At 71.8% G+C, this 13,817-nt stretch carries 12 protein-coding genes; 6 read left to right on the top strand and 6 right to left on the bottom strand.

Features of this window, described 5'->3' with window-relative positions; all coding sequences use genetic code 11:
* Positions 1-1,347: 1,347 nt before the first annotated feature.
* Positions 1,348-2,076, bottom strand: a complete 729-nt coding sequence (locus AB0I28_RS18865; protein ID WP_357494844.1) for a hypothetical protein — start codon at positions 2,074-2,076, stop codon at positions 1,348-1,350.
* 328 nt (positions 2,077-2,404) lie between these two features.
* Here AB0I28_RS18865 and AB0I28_RS18860 point away from each other — a divergent pair, with 328 nt between their 5' ends.
* Positions 2,405-2,917: a GNAT family N-acetyltransferase gene (locus AB0I28_RS18860; protein ID WP_357494842.1), complete on the top strand. Its 513-nt coding sequence runs from the start codon at positions 2,405-2,407 to the stop codon at positions 2,915-2,917.
* 160 nt (positions 2,918-3,077) lie between these two features.
* Here AB0I28_RS18860 and proC read toward each other — a convergent pair whose 3' ends face one another.
* The 3 genes from proC to AB0I28_RS18845 all read right to left on the bottom strand — a co-directional run bounded on the left by proC (position 3,078) and on the right by AB0I28_RS18845 (position 5,233).
* A complete protein-coding gene (gene proC, locus AB0I28_RS18855; protein WP_357494840.1) occupies positions 3,078-3,884 on the bottom strand; it encodes a pyrroline-5-carboxylate reductase in 807 nt (268 codons plus the stop codon).
* Positions 3,885-3,982: 98 nt separating this feature from the next.
* Positions 3,983-4,513, bottom strand: coding sequence for a peptide deformylase (gene def, locus AB0I28_RS18850; protein ID WP_357494838.1), 531 nt, complete (start codon positions 4,511-4,513; stop codon positions 3,983-3,985).
* A gap of 78 nt (positions 4,514-4,591) precedes the next feature.
* Positions 4,592-5,233 carry a hypothetical protein gene (locus AB0I28_RS18845; RefSeq protein ID WP_357494836.1) on the bottom strand — a complete coding sequence of 214 codons (642 nt, stop codon included), beginning with the start codon at positions 5,231-5,233 and terminating at the stop codon, positions 4,592-4,594.
* Positions 5,234-5,385: 152 nt separating this feature from the next.
* Here AB0I28_RS18845 and AB0I28_RS18840 point away from each other — a divergent pair, with 152 nt between their 5' ends.
* A complete protein-coding gene (locus AB0I28_RS18840; protein WP_357494834.1) occupies positions 5,386-6,336 on the top strand; it encodes an EamA family transporter in 951 nt (316 codons plus the stop codon).
* On the opposite strand, the gene AB0I28_RS18835 is transcribed toward AB0I28_RS18840, so the two are convergent.
* Complete coding sequence (locus AB0I28_RS18835; RefSeq protein WP_357494832.1) at positions 6,333-7,541, bottom strand: MFS transporter; 1,209 nt, start codon at positions 7,539-7,541, stop codon at positions 6,333-6,335. The two genes, AB0I28_RS18840 and AB0I28_RS18835, sit on opposite strands and share 4 nt — an antisense overlap.
* A gap of 118 nt (positions 7,542-7,659) precedes the next feature.
* Between AB0I28_RS18835 and AB0I28_RS18830 the strand changes: the two genes are divergently transcribed.
* Positions 7,660-8,964 carry an amidase gene (locus tag AB0I28_RS18830; protein ID WP_357494830.1) on the top strand — a complete coding sequence of 435 codons (1,305 nt, stop codon included), beginning with the start codon at positions 7,660-7,662 and terminating at the stop codon, positions 8,962-8,964.
* Positions 8,965-9,034: 70 nt separating this feature from the next.
* Positions 9,035-9,694 (top strand): hypothetical protein, encoded by a 660-nt coding sequence (locus AB0I28_RS18825; RefSeq protein ID WP_357494828.1) that lies wholly within the window; start codon positions 9,035-9,037, stop codon positions 9,692-9,694.
* Positions 9,695-9,727: 33 nt separating this feature from the next.
* Here the strand turns inward: AB0I28_RS18825 and AB0I28_RS18820 are convergent, their stop codons facing one another.
* Positions 9,728-10,783 (bottom strand): ROK family transcriptional regulator, encoded by a 1,056-nt coding sequence (locus AB0I28_RS18820; RefSeq protein WP_357494826.1) that lies wholly within the window; start codon positions 10,781-10,783, stop codon positions 9,728-9,730.
* Positions 10,784-10,865: 82 nt separating this feature from the next.
* On the opposite strand from AB0I28_RS18820, the gene AB0I28_RS18815 reads away from it, so the two are divergent.
* Together AB0I28_RS18815 and AB0I28_RS18810 are read left to right on the top strand one after the other, a co-directional pair.
* Positions 10,866-12,152, top strand: a complete 1,287-nt coding sequence (locus AB0I28_RS18815) for a Gfo/Idh/MocA family oxidoreductase (RefSeq protein WP_357494824.1) — start codon at positions 10,866-10,868, stop codon at positions 12,150-12,152.
* 157 nt (positions 12,153-12,309) lie between these two features.
* A complete protein-coding gene (locus tag AB0I28_RS18810) occupies positions 12,310-13,794 on the top strand; it encodes an MFS transporter (RefSeq protein ID WP_357494822.1) in 1,485 nt (494 codons plus the stop codon).
* Positions 13,795-13,817 lie beyond the last annotated feature (23 nt).

The following is a 13,817-nucleotide window of genomic DNA, read 5'->3' as shown; positions in this document are numbered from 1 at the left end:
TCAACGCCCCTGCCGTGCCCGCCGCTCACGCTAAGCCTGTGTGCCCGTCGCACGCCTACCGTGTTGCGCCCCGCCGCTCGCCGCCAAGCGGTCACGGCGGAGTGGTGCCGCCACCCGCCGAGGCGCAGCCTGCTGCCACGCCAGCTGCTGCTTGGTATCGCACTTACCGCGCGGCCGATCGCAGCCGGCAGCGGCCGCCCGCCGCTCGAGCGGTGCTCAGCTCCCGCCGCACCCTGCCTGTCACCTGCGCTCGCCGCCAAGAGCGCCGTTCCGCGTTGCCCGCCGCTTACAGCGCCGCCCCCGCCGTCCGCCGCTACCCGTCCGCCGCGCACGCTGGACACCCATTGCGTTGCCGCCTACCGCTCGCTGCTCGCCGCACCCTGCCTGCCACCTGCCACCTGCCACCCTCAGCCCGCCCACACACACCGCCACCTGCCACCCGCAGCCCGCTGCTCACGCCGCTCCCTGCCTTGCTCCCATGTTCGCCGCGCCGCAGCCCACCTCGCACCATCCACCTTTGCCGCCCTGGGGCCGAACCTTCCCGTCGGCGGTAGGAGCATCGCCGCCGCGACCCGGCGGGAGCGTCACGATGGTGCCGGTGCCGAACTCCCCTTCGGTGCCGGCGTATCGCCTGGATGTCCGGGGGAGCATTGCCTACCAAAGCAGTCAGGTCGCGTTGGGTGGCGAACCCTCACGTCAGAGCCAAGGCGCAGTGCCGTGGCGGCGCCGGTCGAGAGTGTTCGCTCCTGACGGGGAGGATGTCGTTGTGTGCGGCGGATCCTCGCCCCGGCACGGATGTATCGCGTGAGTGGCCCCGGCCACTCACGGATGTATCGCGTGAGTGGCCGGGGAGCGGTGTTTGCACCTTGCTCGGGGCGGCGCATCGGATCGCGTTGCGCCTCCCCAGCTGGTCGCGTCGCTTGCCCAAAAGCGTTCGGTGACCCAGGTCCGCCGGGTGTTTCCCACCCCGCGGTCTCCAACCGCCGACTCTGACCGTTCGCCCGCTGCCGTGGCGCTTGCCGACACCGCCGTCAGCGCTCGCCGCGCATGCGGCCCCCTCATCAGTCGCGGCATCCCGGCCGCGTCACCGCCGTTCCCACAGTGCTCGTCAGCGCGGCATCCATCCGCGCCGCCCGCCCCACCCCGCCGGCCGCCACACCAACCGCCGCCCCTGCCACCACACCACCCGCGCCCCACCCACCCAGCACAAGGACCCGGCCGCAAGCGACCGGGTCCCGCACGCACGGTGGTCTTCGCCGTCCTGCCTCCGCCGCGACACGCTGCCGCTGCGGCTCGGACGGACCGGCCTCGCGGGACTGCCGGAGCACCGGTCCCGCGAGGTGGCGGCTAGCTCAGTTCCGCCAGCCGCGCCTCGACGTCGGCGAGCTGCTGGCGGAGCCGATCGGCCTCCTCGGAGGCGGCGACCCTGGACTGCTCCACGATCTCCTCCACGACGGCCGCGACCGCCGGGGACTCGAGCGACCGGATCATCTCCACCGCCATGGACGCCTTCACGGGCACCGGCCGGGAGATGACCTTGGTGCCCTTGGCCGCCGAAACCGACCACTCGTCGTCCTTGAACACCAAGGACACGGTCAGCTCCGGGCCGCCCTTCGGCTTGGCCGCCGCCTTGCGGCGCGGCGCCGGCTTGGCCGCGGCGTCCGCGTCCCCGCCACCGGCCTGACGCGGCACGGCCGCACCCGACTCCTGATCGCTCATCGCACCCCTGTTCCTAAGCTCGTTCGTGCCGTTATCGTCGTTATTGTGACGCTCGGCCAGGAGGGGGGCGCCCCGAGGTGGGGTCACCGCCGGTTCCTCCGGCTCGACCGGCGCCTTACGCGCCGTACGGCTGAGTTCTCCGCGTTCGGGGATGCGAACGTCGGCGGCGGAGAACGGCAGTTCGTCGTTGCCGAACCGCACCGTCACGAACTCGCCTTCGGCGGGCTCATCAAGACGCATTACCTTCCCGACCCGACCGGCGATCTGGCCTGCCGTGTCGGTGAACACCACCTTCGGATGTTTACCGGACGCGAGGCTCTCCTCGATGACCTGAACATCCGCAGTGGACAGACCCATCTCCGGACACCACCTTTCACTGCGCTTCGCACAGTTGTACCAAGTACCTCCGACAACCCGACCCCTCGCCCCACCGTGTCCCGCGGATCACGTGACCTCGGCGAGCTCCGGCCACACCGGCCGGCGCCCGCCGCGAGACGCCCGAGGACGACCGCACGTTACACGCCGCCGGAGTCGGGCCGCGAAGGCGTGACCTCGAAGTGGACCGGCCCGCAACCCCAGCGTTACCACCGAACCCGTGTTTCCGAAACCGTCCTTTGTAGACGCCGACGGTCCGTGTGCGCGCAATCCCGTCGCCCGGCCGGCCGGGCGCTCGTAGACTGCGCCGGTGATCCGCGACGCAGTACCCGCCGACGCCCGTGGTGTCGCGGAGGTCAAGGTCCGGGCCTGGCGGGCCGCCTACGCCGGGTTCATGGAGCCCGCCCTCCTCGACGCGCTCGACCCCGCCGAAGAGACCGCCGACTGGGCCTCCTACCTGGCCGAACTCCCCGCGGACCACCGCCTGTGGATCGCCGGCGAACCCGGCCGGGTGCTCGGCTTCTGCCGCACCGGCCCGGCCGCCGACGACCCGGATCTGGGAGCCGTCGCGGCCGAGATCTACGGCCTCTACGTCGAGCCCGGCCTGATCGGCACCGGCCTGGGACGGCGGTTGTTCGGCCACGCCGTCGCCGACCTCGAAGCGCGCGCTCTGCGGCCGCTCTGCGTCTACGCCTACCTGCCCAACGAGAGCGCGCTGAGGTTCTACGAACGCGCCGGCTTCGTCCGAGACGGTGTCACCCGCCTCGGCGAAGGCGACGAGGACGCGCCCGACGTAGCCGAGGCGCGCCTGGTGAAGCGCTAGGGCGTGTCCGGGTGATCACTGCGGGGCTGCGGCGGACTCGTTCTCCCCCTGGCGGCACCGTTCTTTCTCCCAGGTACAACACCGGTACCAGGGCGCAAGAACGGCTTGCCAGAAGAAAAACGAGCCTCGCCTCGCACCCACAAGACCACCAGGACACGCCCTAGCCCTGCTCCTCGGCGATCTCGCGGGCGCGGTCGCGGGCCGCCTCGACCGCGTCGGCGACGGCCGCGCGCACCCGGTGGCGCTCCAGTTCGCGGACGGCGTTGATCGTCGTCCCGGCGGGGGAGGTCACCGCCTCGCGCAGCTTGACCGGGTGCTCGCCGGTGTCGCGCAGCATCGCCGCGGCGCCAACCGCCGTCTGCACGATCAGGTCGTGCGCGACCGCGCGAGGCAGCCCCAGCAGGATCGCCGCGTCGGTCATCGCCTCGACGAGGTAGTACATGTAGGCCGGCCCCGAACCCGACAGCGCGGTCACCGCGTCCTGGTGCGCCTCGGGCAGCCGAAGCGTGCGGCCGAGGGGCCGAAACAGCCCCTCGGCGACCTCCAGGTGCTCGTCGGTGGCGTGCTCACCGGCCGAGACGACCGTCATGGCCTCGTCGACGAGCGCCGGCGTGTTGGTCATCGCGCGCACGACGGGCGTGCCGTCGGGCAGCCGCTTGCCGAAGAACGACGTCGGCAGCCCCGCGCACAGTGAGACGACGACGTGCTCCGCGGTGAAGTGCCCGGCCAGTTCGCCCAGCAGCGCGGCGGCGTCCTGCGGCTTGACCGCGATGACGACCACGTCCGCGCGCTCGACGGCCTCGATGTTGCCGACCACCTCGACGCCGAGCGCCTCCGACAGCTCCGCCGCCCGTTCGGGCCGGCGGACCGTCGCCAGCAGGGTGCCGGCGGGCCTTCCCGCCCGCCGCAGCCCGGAGAGCACCGTGTGCCCGATCTTTCCCGCCCCGAGTACCGCCACCGTCGTCATGGAGTCTCCTCAAATGCCGAGTATCCGGCCGTCGACGCTGACGGCGTACGGCTTCGCACTGTAACCGCAGCGGCCTGCGAAGAGTGTCAGGCGCGACACTAAGGGCGCTCGGACAGCCCCGCCTCGGTGAGCAGGGAGACGCGGACCTTGCGCGGCAGGCGGTCGACGTACAGGGTCCCGTCGAGGTGGTCGGTCTCGTGCTGGAAGCAGCGCGCGAGGGTCCCGTCGCCGGTGTAGACGACCGGCTCGCCGTGCATGTCGAAGCCGCGCACCGTGGCCGTCGCCGTCCTCGCCAACTCGTGGTACTGACCGGGCACCGACAGGCAGCCCTCCAGGTCGGTCTCCAGCTCGCGCGGGATCGGCGCCGGGTCGAGGACGGGGTTGACGATGTGCGCGACGAGGTGCTCGCCGGAGGCGTCGGGGCAGTCGACCACGAACACGCGGGCGTCGACGCCGATCTGGTTGGCGGCGAGGCCGACACCGTCGGCGGCGTACATGCTGGCGAACATGTCGGCGACCAGCGCGGCAAGGTCCTCGTCGAACTTCTCCACGGGCGCACACGCCTGGTGCAGCGGCGCCGTCCCGTAGTAGACGATCGGGCGCGCGGTTCCGGACGGTACGTCGGTCATCGCAGGCTTCCCCGTTCTCCCCGCCCGTGCGGGGCTTGTTGCAAACTAATGGCAACAAGCATACGGAGCCCGCCGCGCCTACACCGCCGCGGACACCTCCAGTACGGGCTCCTCGGCGCGCGCGGCGGGCACCGGCCGCGAGGACCAGGCCAGCAGCCCGAAACCGAGGGCCAGGCCCAGCATCGCGAACACCCCGACCGGCCAGTAGATGTGCTTCTGCGAGAAGACCGCGCTCGCGGCGACCAGGATCAATCCGCCCGGCAGCGCCCGGGGTCCTGCCGCGCGGAACATCACGAAACCGGTCAGCGCGCCGGCCGCGACGAAACTGTAGGCGCCGATGTAGCCGAGATCGTTGCCGATCTCGAACAGCCGCGTGATCGCCGGGTCCCGCCCGGCCGACGGGTCGTGATGCCCGCCGCCGGCGTCGAGCCCGGCCTGCACGAGCGTTCCCGTGGCGATCCCGGCGAGCGCGTCGAGGGCTCCGTAGAAGCCGATGTAGACGAAGGCGGCCACGCGGGCGGCCCACGCCAAGACGCCGCCCATGCCGCGCAGCAGGATCCAGTGGCACACCGCGAGCAACGGGAACAGGGGCACCAGGAGGATGTGCATGTTCGTCCACCACTCGGCCGACTCGGCGGTCAGCTCGTGCGGGTGGGAGACGCCGATGGCGGCGAGGATCAGTGGGGGCGCGGCGACCGCCGCGATGGTCGACCAGCGCATGATTCCGCATTTTATGGACGCCACCTGCTCCCGCGGCGCCGAAACGCCCGGCGGAATGCGATCAATGCCCGTGATGTGCGACGTGGACGCGGGCCGCCGCGCCGACGTACTGTCCGTCTCGATCACCCCGACCCCCTCCCTGGGAGTGCCCCGTGCCCAGACGTGCCAGCGCCTCGACCACCGGCCTCGCCCTGATCCTGTGGGCCTCGCTGTGCTTCGGGGTGTCCGGACCGCTCGCCAAGACGATCATCAACGCGGGCCTCGACCCGGTCCCGGTGACGTGGCTGCGCGTCGTCGGGTCGGGTGTCGCGCTGGCGCTGGTCGCGCTTCCGGCCCTGCTGCGGCGGCCGAAGCTGCCCTGGACCGGGCTCGTGGCCTTCGGTCTGGCCGGAGTCGCCGGGGTCCAGGTCTTCTACTTCCTGGCCGTCTCACGGCTGCCGGTCGGCATCGCGCTGCTCCTGGAGTTCACCGGGCCGATCCTGGTGGTGGCCTGGATCCGGTTCGTCCGGCGGACCCGGCTGCCCCGCGCGGCCGTCATCGGCACCCTCGTCAGCCTCGCCGGGCTGGCCGTCGTCGTGGAGATCTGGTCCGGCCTGCGGCTCGACGCCCTCGGCCTGCTCGCCGGCGCCGCCGCCGCGCTGTGCCAGGCCGCCTACTTCCTCGGCGGTGAGAAGCTGACCGAGAGTGTCGACACGCGCGTGCTCCTTGCCGTCGGCTTCCTCATCGGCGGCGCCGCGCTGACGCCCTTCGCGCGGCCCTGGGACGTCGAGTGGGGCCGACTCGACACCGAGGTGTCACTGCTCGGGTTCGAGACCTCCGGCGTGGTCGTGGCCGTAGCACTCGTCGGCAGCACCTTCCTGGCCTACCTCGCCGGGATCGCCGGACTCAAGCTGCTCTCGGCTGCCATCGCCGGGGGCATGGCGTACCTGGAGGTCGTCGTGGCCTCCCTCGCCGCCTGGCTGCTGCTTGGGGAGAGCCTGTCGACCGCGCAGATCATCGGCGGCCTGATCGTCCTCGCCGGTGTCCTGACCGCGCAGCGGGCCGTCGGCGGACGGCAGGAGGTCGACCTCGTGGTGCCGGAGAGAGCCGAGGCTCGCGACTAAGGCTCGTCTCGGCGCGGGATCCACTTCGCCAGGGCGCCGGCGCCGAGCAGCCCGATCACGCCCATCGCGAGGATCGCCGGGCCGAGCGTCGCCACTGCGGCGATACCGCTGACCAGCAGCGGTCCGCCCGCGTTGCCGAGGTCGGCGCACAGCCGCCAGCCGCCGAGGAAGTTCGCGCGGCCGACGTCGGGTGAGGCGTCGGCCCCCAGGGTCATGATGATCCCGCTGCCGATGCCGTTCCCGAAGCCCATCAGCAACGCCACCGCCAGCAGCGTCCCGGCGTTGTGCGTCAAGGGGAGCAGCAGCAGCGAGGTCGCCATCACGAGCATGCACGGGACACCGACCCACACCCGGCCGAAGCGGTCCATGACCTTCCCCGCCGGGTAGAACATCGCCATGTCGATCGCGCCGGCCAGCCCGAAGATGATGCTGGTGGCGGCCGGATCGAGGCCCAGATACTCCGCCCACAGCGGGATCACGACCGGCCGGGCCGCGCGCAGCGCCCCGAGCAGCATCGCCCCGACGCCCAGCGTCCGGAACACCGGCAGGTGCTCGCGCAGGACCTTGAGCGTCCCGCCGTGACCGCCCTCGCCCTTCTTCTTCGGCCGGTCGGCGTCGGCCGCGCCCGGGGGCGTCGGCACGGCCAGCAGCACGCCCACCGCGGCCAGCGCCGTCACCAGGTGCACCCAGTAGGCGCCCTGCGTCCCGCTCCAGGTCATCGCCGCCGCACCGACGAACGGGCCGATGAACATCCCGATCCGCTGCGTGCCGCCCAGCGTCGACAGCGCACGCGCGCGCAGTTCGTAGGGCACCGCCTCGGTGACGTAGGTGTGCCGCGCCAGGCCCCACGCCGCCCGCGCGAAGCCCGTCATCATGATCCCCGCCCCGAGCAGCAGCAGCGAGTCCGCCATCGCGCACATGACCAGCGCGACGGACAGCGCCGCCGTCGCGGCGATCATCGTGCGGCGCTCGCCGAGACGCGCGGCGAGCGCTCCGGCGGGGACGTCGGCGATGATGTTCCCGAAGCCGGCGAGGGCGGCGATCAGGCCCGCGACGGCGATCGAGGCGCCCAGGTCGCGGGCCGAGACCACCACCACCGGCGCGATCGCGCCCTGTCCGATCCCGAAGAGGAGTGAGGGGAGGAAGACCGGGGCGGCGAGAGCGCGCAGGGTCACGGGAGCGGGGGCTGGGGCGGTCTCGGTCATCAGCTGACATCGTGTCGCAAGGCGATCTTCCGCACGAGCCATTGTGGCCGGTTTCACGAGTCTTGCTCGCTAATTTCCCGCGTGGCGGGACACGATCATGGCTCGTACGCTGGCGCGCATGGAGAAACTCGTAGGGCATCGGCCCCTCGCCGCCGAACTTTCCCGCGACGACGCGCAGGTGCGGGAGAACATCGCCCGCACCTGCGACCGGGTCGAGGCCGTCGACGGAGAGATCGAGGCCTTCGTGTCCGAACCGGGCCGCCGCGAACGACTCCTCGCCGAGGCCGAGGCGGCCGCGTCCCGCTGGCCCGACCCCACCGCCCGCCCGGCCCTGTACGGGATCCCGGTCGGGATCAAGGACATCGTCCACGTCGACGGCCTGCCCACCCTCGCCGGTTCCGGCGTCCCGGCGGAGGCGCTCGCCGGGCCGCAGGCCACCGTCGTCGACCGCCTGCGCGACGCCGGCGCCCTCGTCGCAGGCAAGACCGTCACCGCCGAGTTCGCCGTCCTCGCCCCCGGTCCGACCCGCAACCCGCACGACACCGGGCACACCCCCGGCGGCTCCAGCAGCGGCTCGGCGGCGGCCGTCGCGGCGGGCATGGTCCCCCTGGCGATCGGCACCCAGACCGTCGGCTCGGTGATCCGTCCCGGCGCCTTCTGCGGCGTCGCGGCCTTCAAGCCGACCTTCGGCCGCATTCCCGTCGACGGCGTCATCCCCAACGCCAAGAGCTTCGACACCCTCGGCCTCTACGCCGCCGACCTGGCCGGGATCGCCCTCGCCGCGCCGCTGCTGTGCGACGGCTGGCGCGCGGGTCTCCCTGAGGCGGGCAGGCCCGTCCTCGGCGTCCCCGAGGGCCCCTACCTCGCCGAAGCGGGCCCCGAGGCGACCGAGGCGTTCGCCGGCCACGTCGGCCTGCTCGAAGCCGCCGGCTTCGACGTCCGCCGCGTCGATGTCCTCGACGACTTCGAGCACGTCCGTGCCACCCAGTTCCGCGTCAACCGCCACGAACTCGCCGCCGCTCACGCCGTCTGGTACGCCGCGCACCCTGAGGGATATCGCGAGCAGACCGTCAAGGCGATCGGTGAGGGCCTTGAGATCGACGTCGCCGAGTACGAGTCCGCCCTGGCCGCGCGGGAGGCGATCCGCGCCGAGTTCGGCGAGCGCTTCGCCGCCTCCGGGGTCGACGTGTGGATCGCGCCTCCGGCGCCCGGGACGGCGCCGGAGGGCATCGCCACGACCGGCAGCGCCGTCATGTGCCTCCCGTGGAGCTTCCTCGGCATGCCCGCTCTGACGCTGCCCACCGCCCGCCCCGAGGGGAGCCTTCCCCTCGGGCTCCAGCTCGTGGGGGCGTTCGGCGCCGACGAGGAACTGCTCGCCTTCGCCGCGGAGGTCGAGGCCACGTTGGACGTTCAGCGTCGCTGACCGGTGACTTATCCGGCGGGGGATTGCTACCTTGTCACCGCCCGTGCCTCCGCGAGCCGAATGAGGTCCCATGGTCAACCAGCAGCCCCCATACGACCCCGATTACGGGCAGCAACACCCGCAGCAGGTCCCTGACTACGGTCAGCAGCAATCCGCTCCCGACTACGGCCGGCAGCAGCCCGGGCCCTACGGCCAGTTCCAACCCGGCGGGCAGCTTCCGCCCCCGGCTTTCGCCGCGCCGCAACCGGGCTTCGCGCCACCGGTGACCGGCCACCGCCCCGGCGGAGTCGGCGGCCTGATGGCACTGTTCTTCGTCCTGGCCGGCCTCCAGCTGGGACGGCTGATCTTCGTGATCATCGAATACGTCGACTACGAGCGCTACCGGTATCCGGAAGACTCGCTACTGGCCCTGGGCTGGTACTTCGACCTCGCCCTCGACGGCGCGAGGGTCGTCTGCCTGATCCTCGCCGGCGTCATGGTCGCCGGCGGAAAGGACGGTGCCCGGGTCTTCGGCGCCTTCGTCGCCGGGACCGTCCTACAGGGCGCGATAGGCACGGTGGTCAACCTTTCCCTCGCCTTCTTCGACTACGGGAACGCTCACTTCCAGGGCATCCTCGCGTTCGTGTTCGCGCTGCTCCTGGTGGCCGGTTCGATCGTGGTGATCGCCATCGCCGTCGCCCGCCCGGTTTCGCGCTGGTTCGCCCAGCGGACGCTCGGCGGGCGCCCCTGAACCCACGACGCGGCTGACGGCCCGCGCGGGCCGTCAGCCGAGGTCGAACAGCTGCCCCTCGACCTCGTCGAGCGCGAGCCGCACCGCGCCCAGCGCCACCGAGCGGTCGGCCAGGGTCGACGCCTCCACCTGCACCGGGTAGAGACAGAGGTCGGCGAGCTTGGTCCGCAGGGGCTCGATGAGCGCGTCGCCGGCCTGCGAGAGGCCACCGCCGATGATGACCACCTCTGGGTCGATGGTCAGCACCGTCGCCGCGACGCCCGCGGCCAGGCGGTTGACCAGTTCGACGCTGGAGGCGTGCCCGTCGCGCAGCAGTCTCGCGGTGTCGTACCAGCCCATGCTGCGCATGATGCCGATCTCGCCGGCAGCCCCGTGCCGCCCGGTGTGGACCCGGCCGCCCAGCAGGATCCCGGCCGAGATCCGCCGCCCGGCGAGGATGTAGACCACGTCGTCGACTCCGCGCGCGACTCCGCGCCAGTGCTCGCCCAGCGCGGCGAGGTTGGAGTCGTTGCCGACCAGGACCTTCCCGGCGATCAGGCCGGAGAGCTCGGTCGGCAGGTGCGTCCCGGTCCAGCCCGGGAGGTGCCCCGAAAGCGTCACCTTCCCGCCGGTGTCGACGATGCCGCTGGTGCCGACGCCGAGCGCGCGCACGTCGGACAGCTTCACGCCGGCTTCGGCGGCGACGGTCCGCAGCGCGCCGCGCATCTCGGCGAGCCGGTCGGCGGCGGGCAGTTCGGGTTCGATCTCGACGCGGTGCGCGGCCCGTTCACCGCCGCCCAGGTCGGCGGCGACCGCCAGGATCTTGTGTGCGCCGACATCGACGCCGAGCACGTAGCCTGCGTCGACGTTGAACTCGTAGCGCCGGGCGGGCCGCCCGACGACGCGCGGTCCGTCCTGCGGCGGGCTCTCCCGCACGAGGCCGCGACCGAGGAGGTCGGCGACGGCGTCCTCGGCCGTCGGCCGCGACACCTTCGCCCTGGAGGCGACCTCGGTGAGGGTGAGCTGACCGGCCGTGTGCAGGACGCGCAGCACGGCAACGGTGTTGAGTCGTCGGAGCAGGCTCGCGTCGCCCCCGCTGTTTCTTCTCATTCGGTCCCTTGACAGTCAGGCCCACCCGGTGGAGAGTCTGGCACAGCAATTATGAAAACAGGTTAAGTAATGGATGGTGCCCATGAACACCCACCACAACCTCCGGCCCGGCCACACGCTTGACCGGCCCCTGCGCGTCGCACTCGTGGGGGCGGGCGCGAGAGGTGCCGCGTACGCCTCGCTCGTCGCGCAGGCGCCGTCGGGAGCGGCCATCGTCGCGGTGGCGGAGCCGCGCGACCGGCAGCGCGAGCAGATCGCCGCCGAGCACGGCCTGGAGCCGCAGGACTGCCACGCGGACTGGCGCGACTTGGCCGCCGCCGGACGAGTCGCCGACGCCGTCATCATCGCCACCCAGGACGCCGACCACGTCGAACCGGCCCTGATCTTCGCCGCGCTCGGCTACGACATCCTGCTGGAGAAGCCCCTCGCGCTGTCCGCCGCCGACTGCCTCCGCATCGGCGAGGCGGTCCGCGCCAACGACGTGACCCTCGCCGTCTGCCACGTCATGCGGTACACGCGCTACACGAAGAAGCTCGTCTCACTGATCGCCGAAGGGGCCGTCGGCGACGTGATCGGGGTGCAGCACCTCGAACCGATCGGCTGGTGGCACTTCGCGCACTCCTACGTTCGGGGGAACTGGAACTCCATCCGCCAGGGGTCGCCGATGCTGCTGGCGAAGTCCTCGCACGACATCGACTGGCTCGCCCATGTCGTCGGCCGCCGGGCGCTGCGCGTGTCGTCCTTCGGGTCGCTGACCCACTTCCGGCACGACCGCCGCCCGGAGGGAGCCGCCGCGCGCTGTCTGGACTGCAAACTGTCCGACTCGTGCGCCTACTCCGCCCAGAAGCTCTACCTCGAAGGCCGCTACGGCGAAGGGGTCCGCGAGTACTTCACCCTCGTGGCCGCCGACGCGCTCGACGACGACTCCGTGCAGCGCGCTCTGCGCGAGGGCCCCTACGGTCGCTGCGTCTACGACCACGACAACGACGTGTGCGACAACCAGGTCGTCAACATCGAGTACGAGGGCGGCGTGACCGCGTCGTTCACCGTCACCGCGTTCACGCCGCAGGAGAACCGCCACACGAAGGTCTTCGGCAGCGGCGGGCAGCTCACCGGCGACGGCCGCCGCATCGAGGTCCTCGACTTCACCACCAACGAGGTCGTCTCCTACGACACCGACGCCGACGGGGCATCGGCCGCCGACGGGCACGGCGGCGGCGACCGCGGTCTCATCGAGGACTTCTGCCGGGGGCTGAGCGAGGGCCGGCCGGAGCTGATCACCTCGAACGCCGACGCCAGCGTCGCCAGTCACCGCGTCGTCTTCGCCGCCGAGGAGGCGCGACTGGCCGGAAGCGTCGTGAAGCTGTGACGAGCGGGCCGCTCCCGCGGCCCGCCGCCTCCATCCGGAGTTTCGCCCGTACGTGCCACCACTGAGCCCTTATTGTCGACTCTGTCCGGAAGGTCCGGTCCTCGCCCGCGTGCGAGTCCGGCCGCCGCCGACGGGCACGGCCGACGGGGGGAATCTCATGGCCTCAGCGAGCAGCGGTGGAGGCGCCCGGCGGGCCGGTGAAGTGGCGCCGCACCGGTGGCTGATCCTCGCCGTCATCGGCCTGGCGCAGCTCATGATCGTGCTCGACGCGACCGTCATGAACATCGCGCTGCCCTCCGCGCAGGCCGAACTGGGCTTCTCCAACGACTCCCGCCAGTGGATCGTCACCGCCTACTCGCTCGCCTTCGGCAGCCTCCTGCTCCTCGGCGGGCGCCTCTCGGACCTCTTCGGCCGCAAGCTCACCTTCATCGTCGGCCTCCTCGGCTTCGCGCTCGCCTCGGCGCTCGGCGGCGCGGCCGGCAACTTCGAGATGCTGGTCCTCGCCCGCGCGCTGCAGGGCGTCTTCGGCGCCCTCCTGGCACCGGCGGCGCTGTCGCTGCTGACGACGACCTTCAACGACCCCAAGGAACGCGGCAAGGCCTTCGGCATCTTCGGCGCGATCGCCGGTGCCGGCGGCGCCATCGGCCTCCTCCTCGGCGGTGTCCTCACCGAGTACCTCAACTGGCGCTGGTGCCTCTACGTCAACCTCGTCTTCGCGGCCGTCGCCCTCGTCGGCGCGCTCATGTTCCTCGTGCCCGGACGCCACGCCGACCGGCCCACCCTCGACATCCCCGGCACGGTCGTGGTGACCGCCGGTCTCTTCTGTGTCGTGTTCGGCCTCTCACGTGCCGAGACACGGTCTTGGGGCTCGCCTTCGGTGTGGGGCTTCCTCGTCGCGGGCGCGGTCCTGCTGGTGTTGTTCGTGATGATCGAACGGAAGGTCGCCCACCCCCTGCTGCCCATGCGGATCGTCCGCGACCGCGACCGCGGAGGCGCCTACCTGGCGGTCTTCATCGCCGGTGCCGGCATGTTCGGGATCTTCCTGTTCCTCACCTACTACATGCAGACCACCCTGGGTTACACGCCGGTCAAGACGGGCCTGGCGTTCCTGCCCATGGTCGCCGGCATCATGATCACCGCCCAGGTCTCCACGATCGTGCTGCTGCCGCGCATCGGCGCCAAGATCCCGATCGCGGCGGGCATGGTCCTCGCGGCGATCGGGCTGGTCTGGCTGACCACGATCCAGCTCGACAGCGTCTACGTCACCCATGTGATGCCGCAGCTGATCGTCTGCGGTCTGGGCATGGGCCTGATCATCGCGCCGGCCATGAACGTCGCCACGGCGGGCGTCGCCGAGCTCGACGCCGGGGTCGCCTCGGCGATGGTGAACACCTCCCAGCAGGTCGGCGGCTCCATCGGCACCGCGCTGCTGAGCACCCTGGCCAACAACGCCGCCACCGCCTTCATCGCCGGGAAGCAGCCGACCCCGCAACTGCTCGCCGAGGCGGCGCTGAAGAGCTACACGACCGCCTTCTGGTGGTCTGCGGTCATCTTCGCCGCCGGCGCGATCGCGTGCGGCCTCCTGCTGCGTCGCGGCAAGCACGAGCCCGGCATCGACAGTCCGGCGATGCTGGCCGGATAGACCTAGGACCGAAACCGACCTAG

Origin of the sequence: Phytomonospora sp. NPDC050363 (genome assembly GCF_040655735.1) — a bacterium.
In the GTDB taxonomy this organism is placed as follows: domain Bacteria; phylum Actinomycetota; class Actinomycetes; order Mycobacteriales; family Micromonosporaceae; genus Phytomonospora.
This window is presented reverse-complemented; position numbering and strand designations above follow the sequence as displayed.

What these genes read in the sequence shown, in the direction of transcription:
- AB0I28_RS18835 (WP_357494832.1), bottom strand. Translation starts at nt 7,541, where the DNA reads ATGACCGAGACCGCCCCAGCCCCCGCTCCCGTGACCCTGCGCGCTCTC.
- AB0I28_RS18845 (WP_357494836.1), bottom strand. Translation starts at nt 5,233, where the DNA reads ATGCGCTGGTCGACCATCGCGGCGGTCGCCGCGCCCCCACTGATCCTC.
- AB0I28_RS18825 (WP_357494828.1), top strand. Translation starts at nt 9,035, where the DNA reads ATGGTCAACCAGCAGCCCCCATACGACCCCGATTACGGGCAGCAACAC.
- AB0I28_RS18815 (WP_357494824.1), top strand. Translation starts at nt 10,866, where the DNA reads ATGAACACCCACCACAACCTCCGGCCCGGCCACACGCTTGACCGGCCC.
- AB0I28_RS18820 (WP_357494826.1), bottom strand. Translation starts at nt 10,783, where the DNA reads ATGAGAAGAAACAGCGGGGGCGACGCGAGCCTGCTCCGACGACTCAAC.
- AB0I28_RS18865 (WP_357494844.1), bottom strand. Translation starts at nt 2,076, where the DNA reads ATGGGTCTGTCCACTGCGGATGTTCAGGTCATCGAGGAGAGCCTCGCG.
- AB0I28_RS18830 (WP_357494830.1), top strand. Translation starts at nt 7,660, where the DNA reads ATGGAGAAACTCGTAGGGCATCGGCCCCTCGCCGCCGAACTTTCCCGC.
- proC (WP_357494840.1), bottom strand. Translation starts at nt 3,884, where the DNA reads ATGACGACGGTGGCGGTACTCGGGGCGGGAAAGATCGGGCACACGGTG.
- AB0I28_RS18810 (WP_357494822.1), top strand. Translation starts at nt 12,310, where the DNA reads ATGGCCTCAGCGAGCAGCGGTGGAGGCGCCCGGCGGGCCGGTGAAGTG.
- def (WP_357494838.1), bottom strand. Translation starts at nt 4,513, where the DNA reads ATGACCGACGTACCGTCCGGAACCGCGCGCCCGATCGTCTACTACGGG.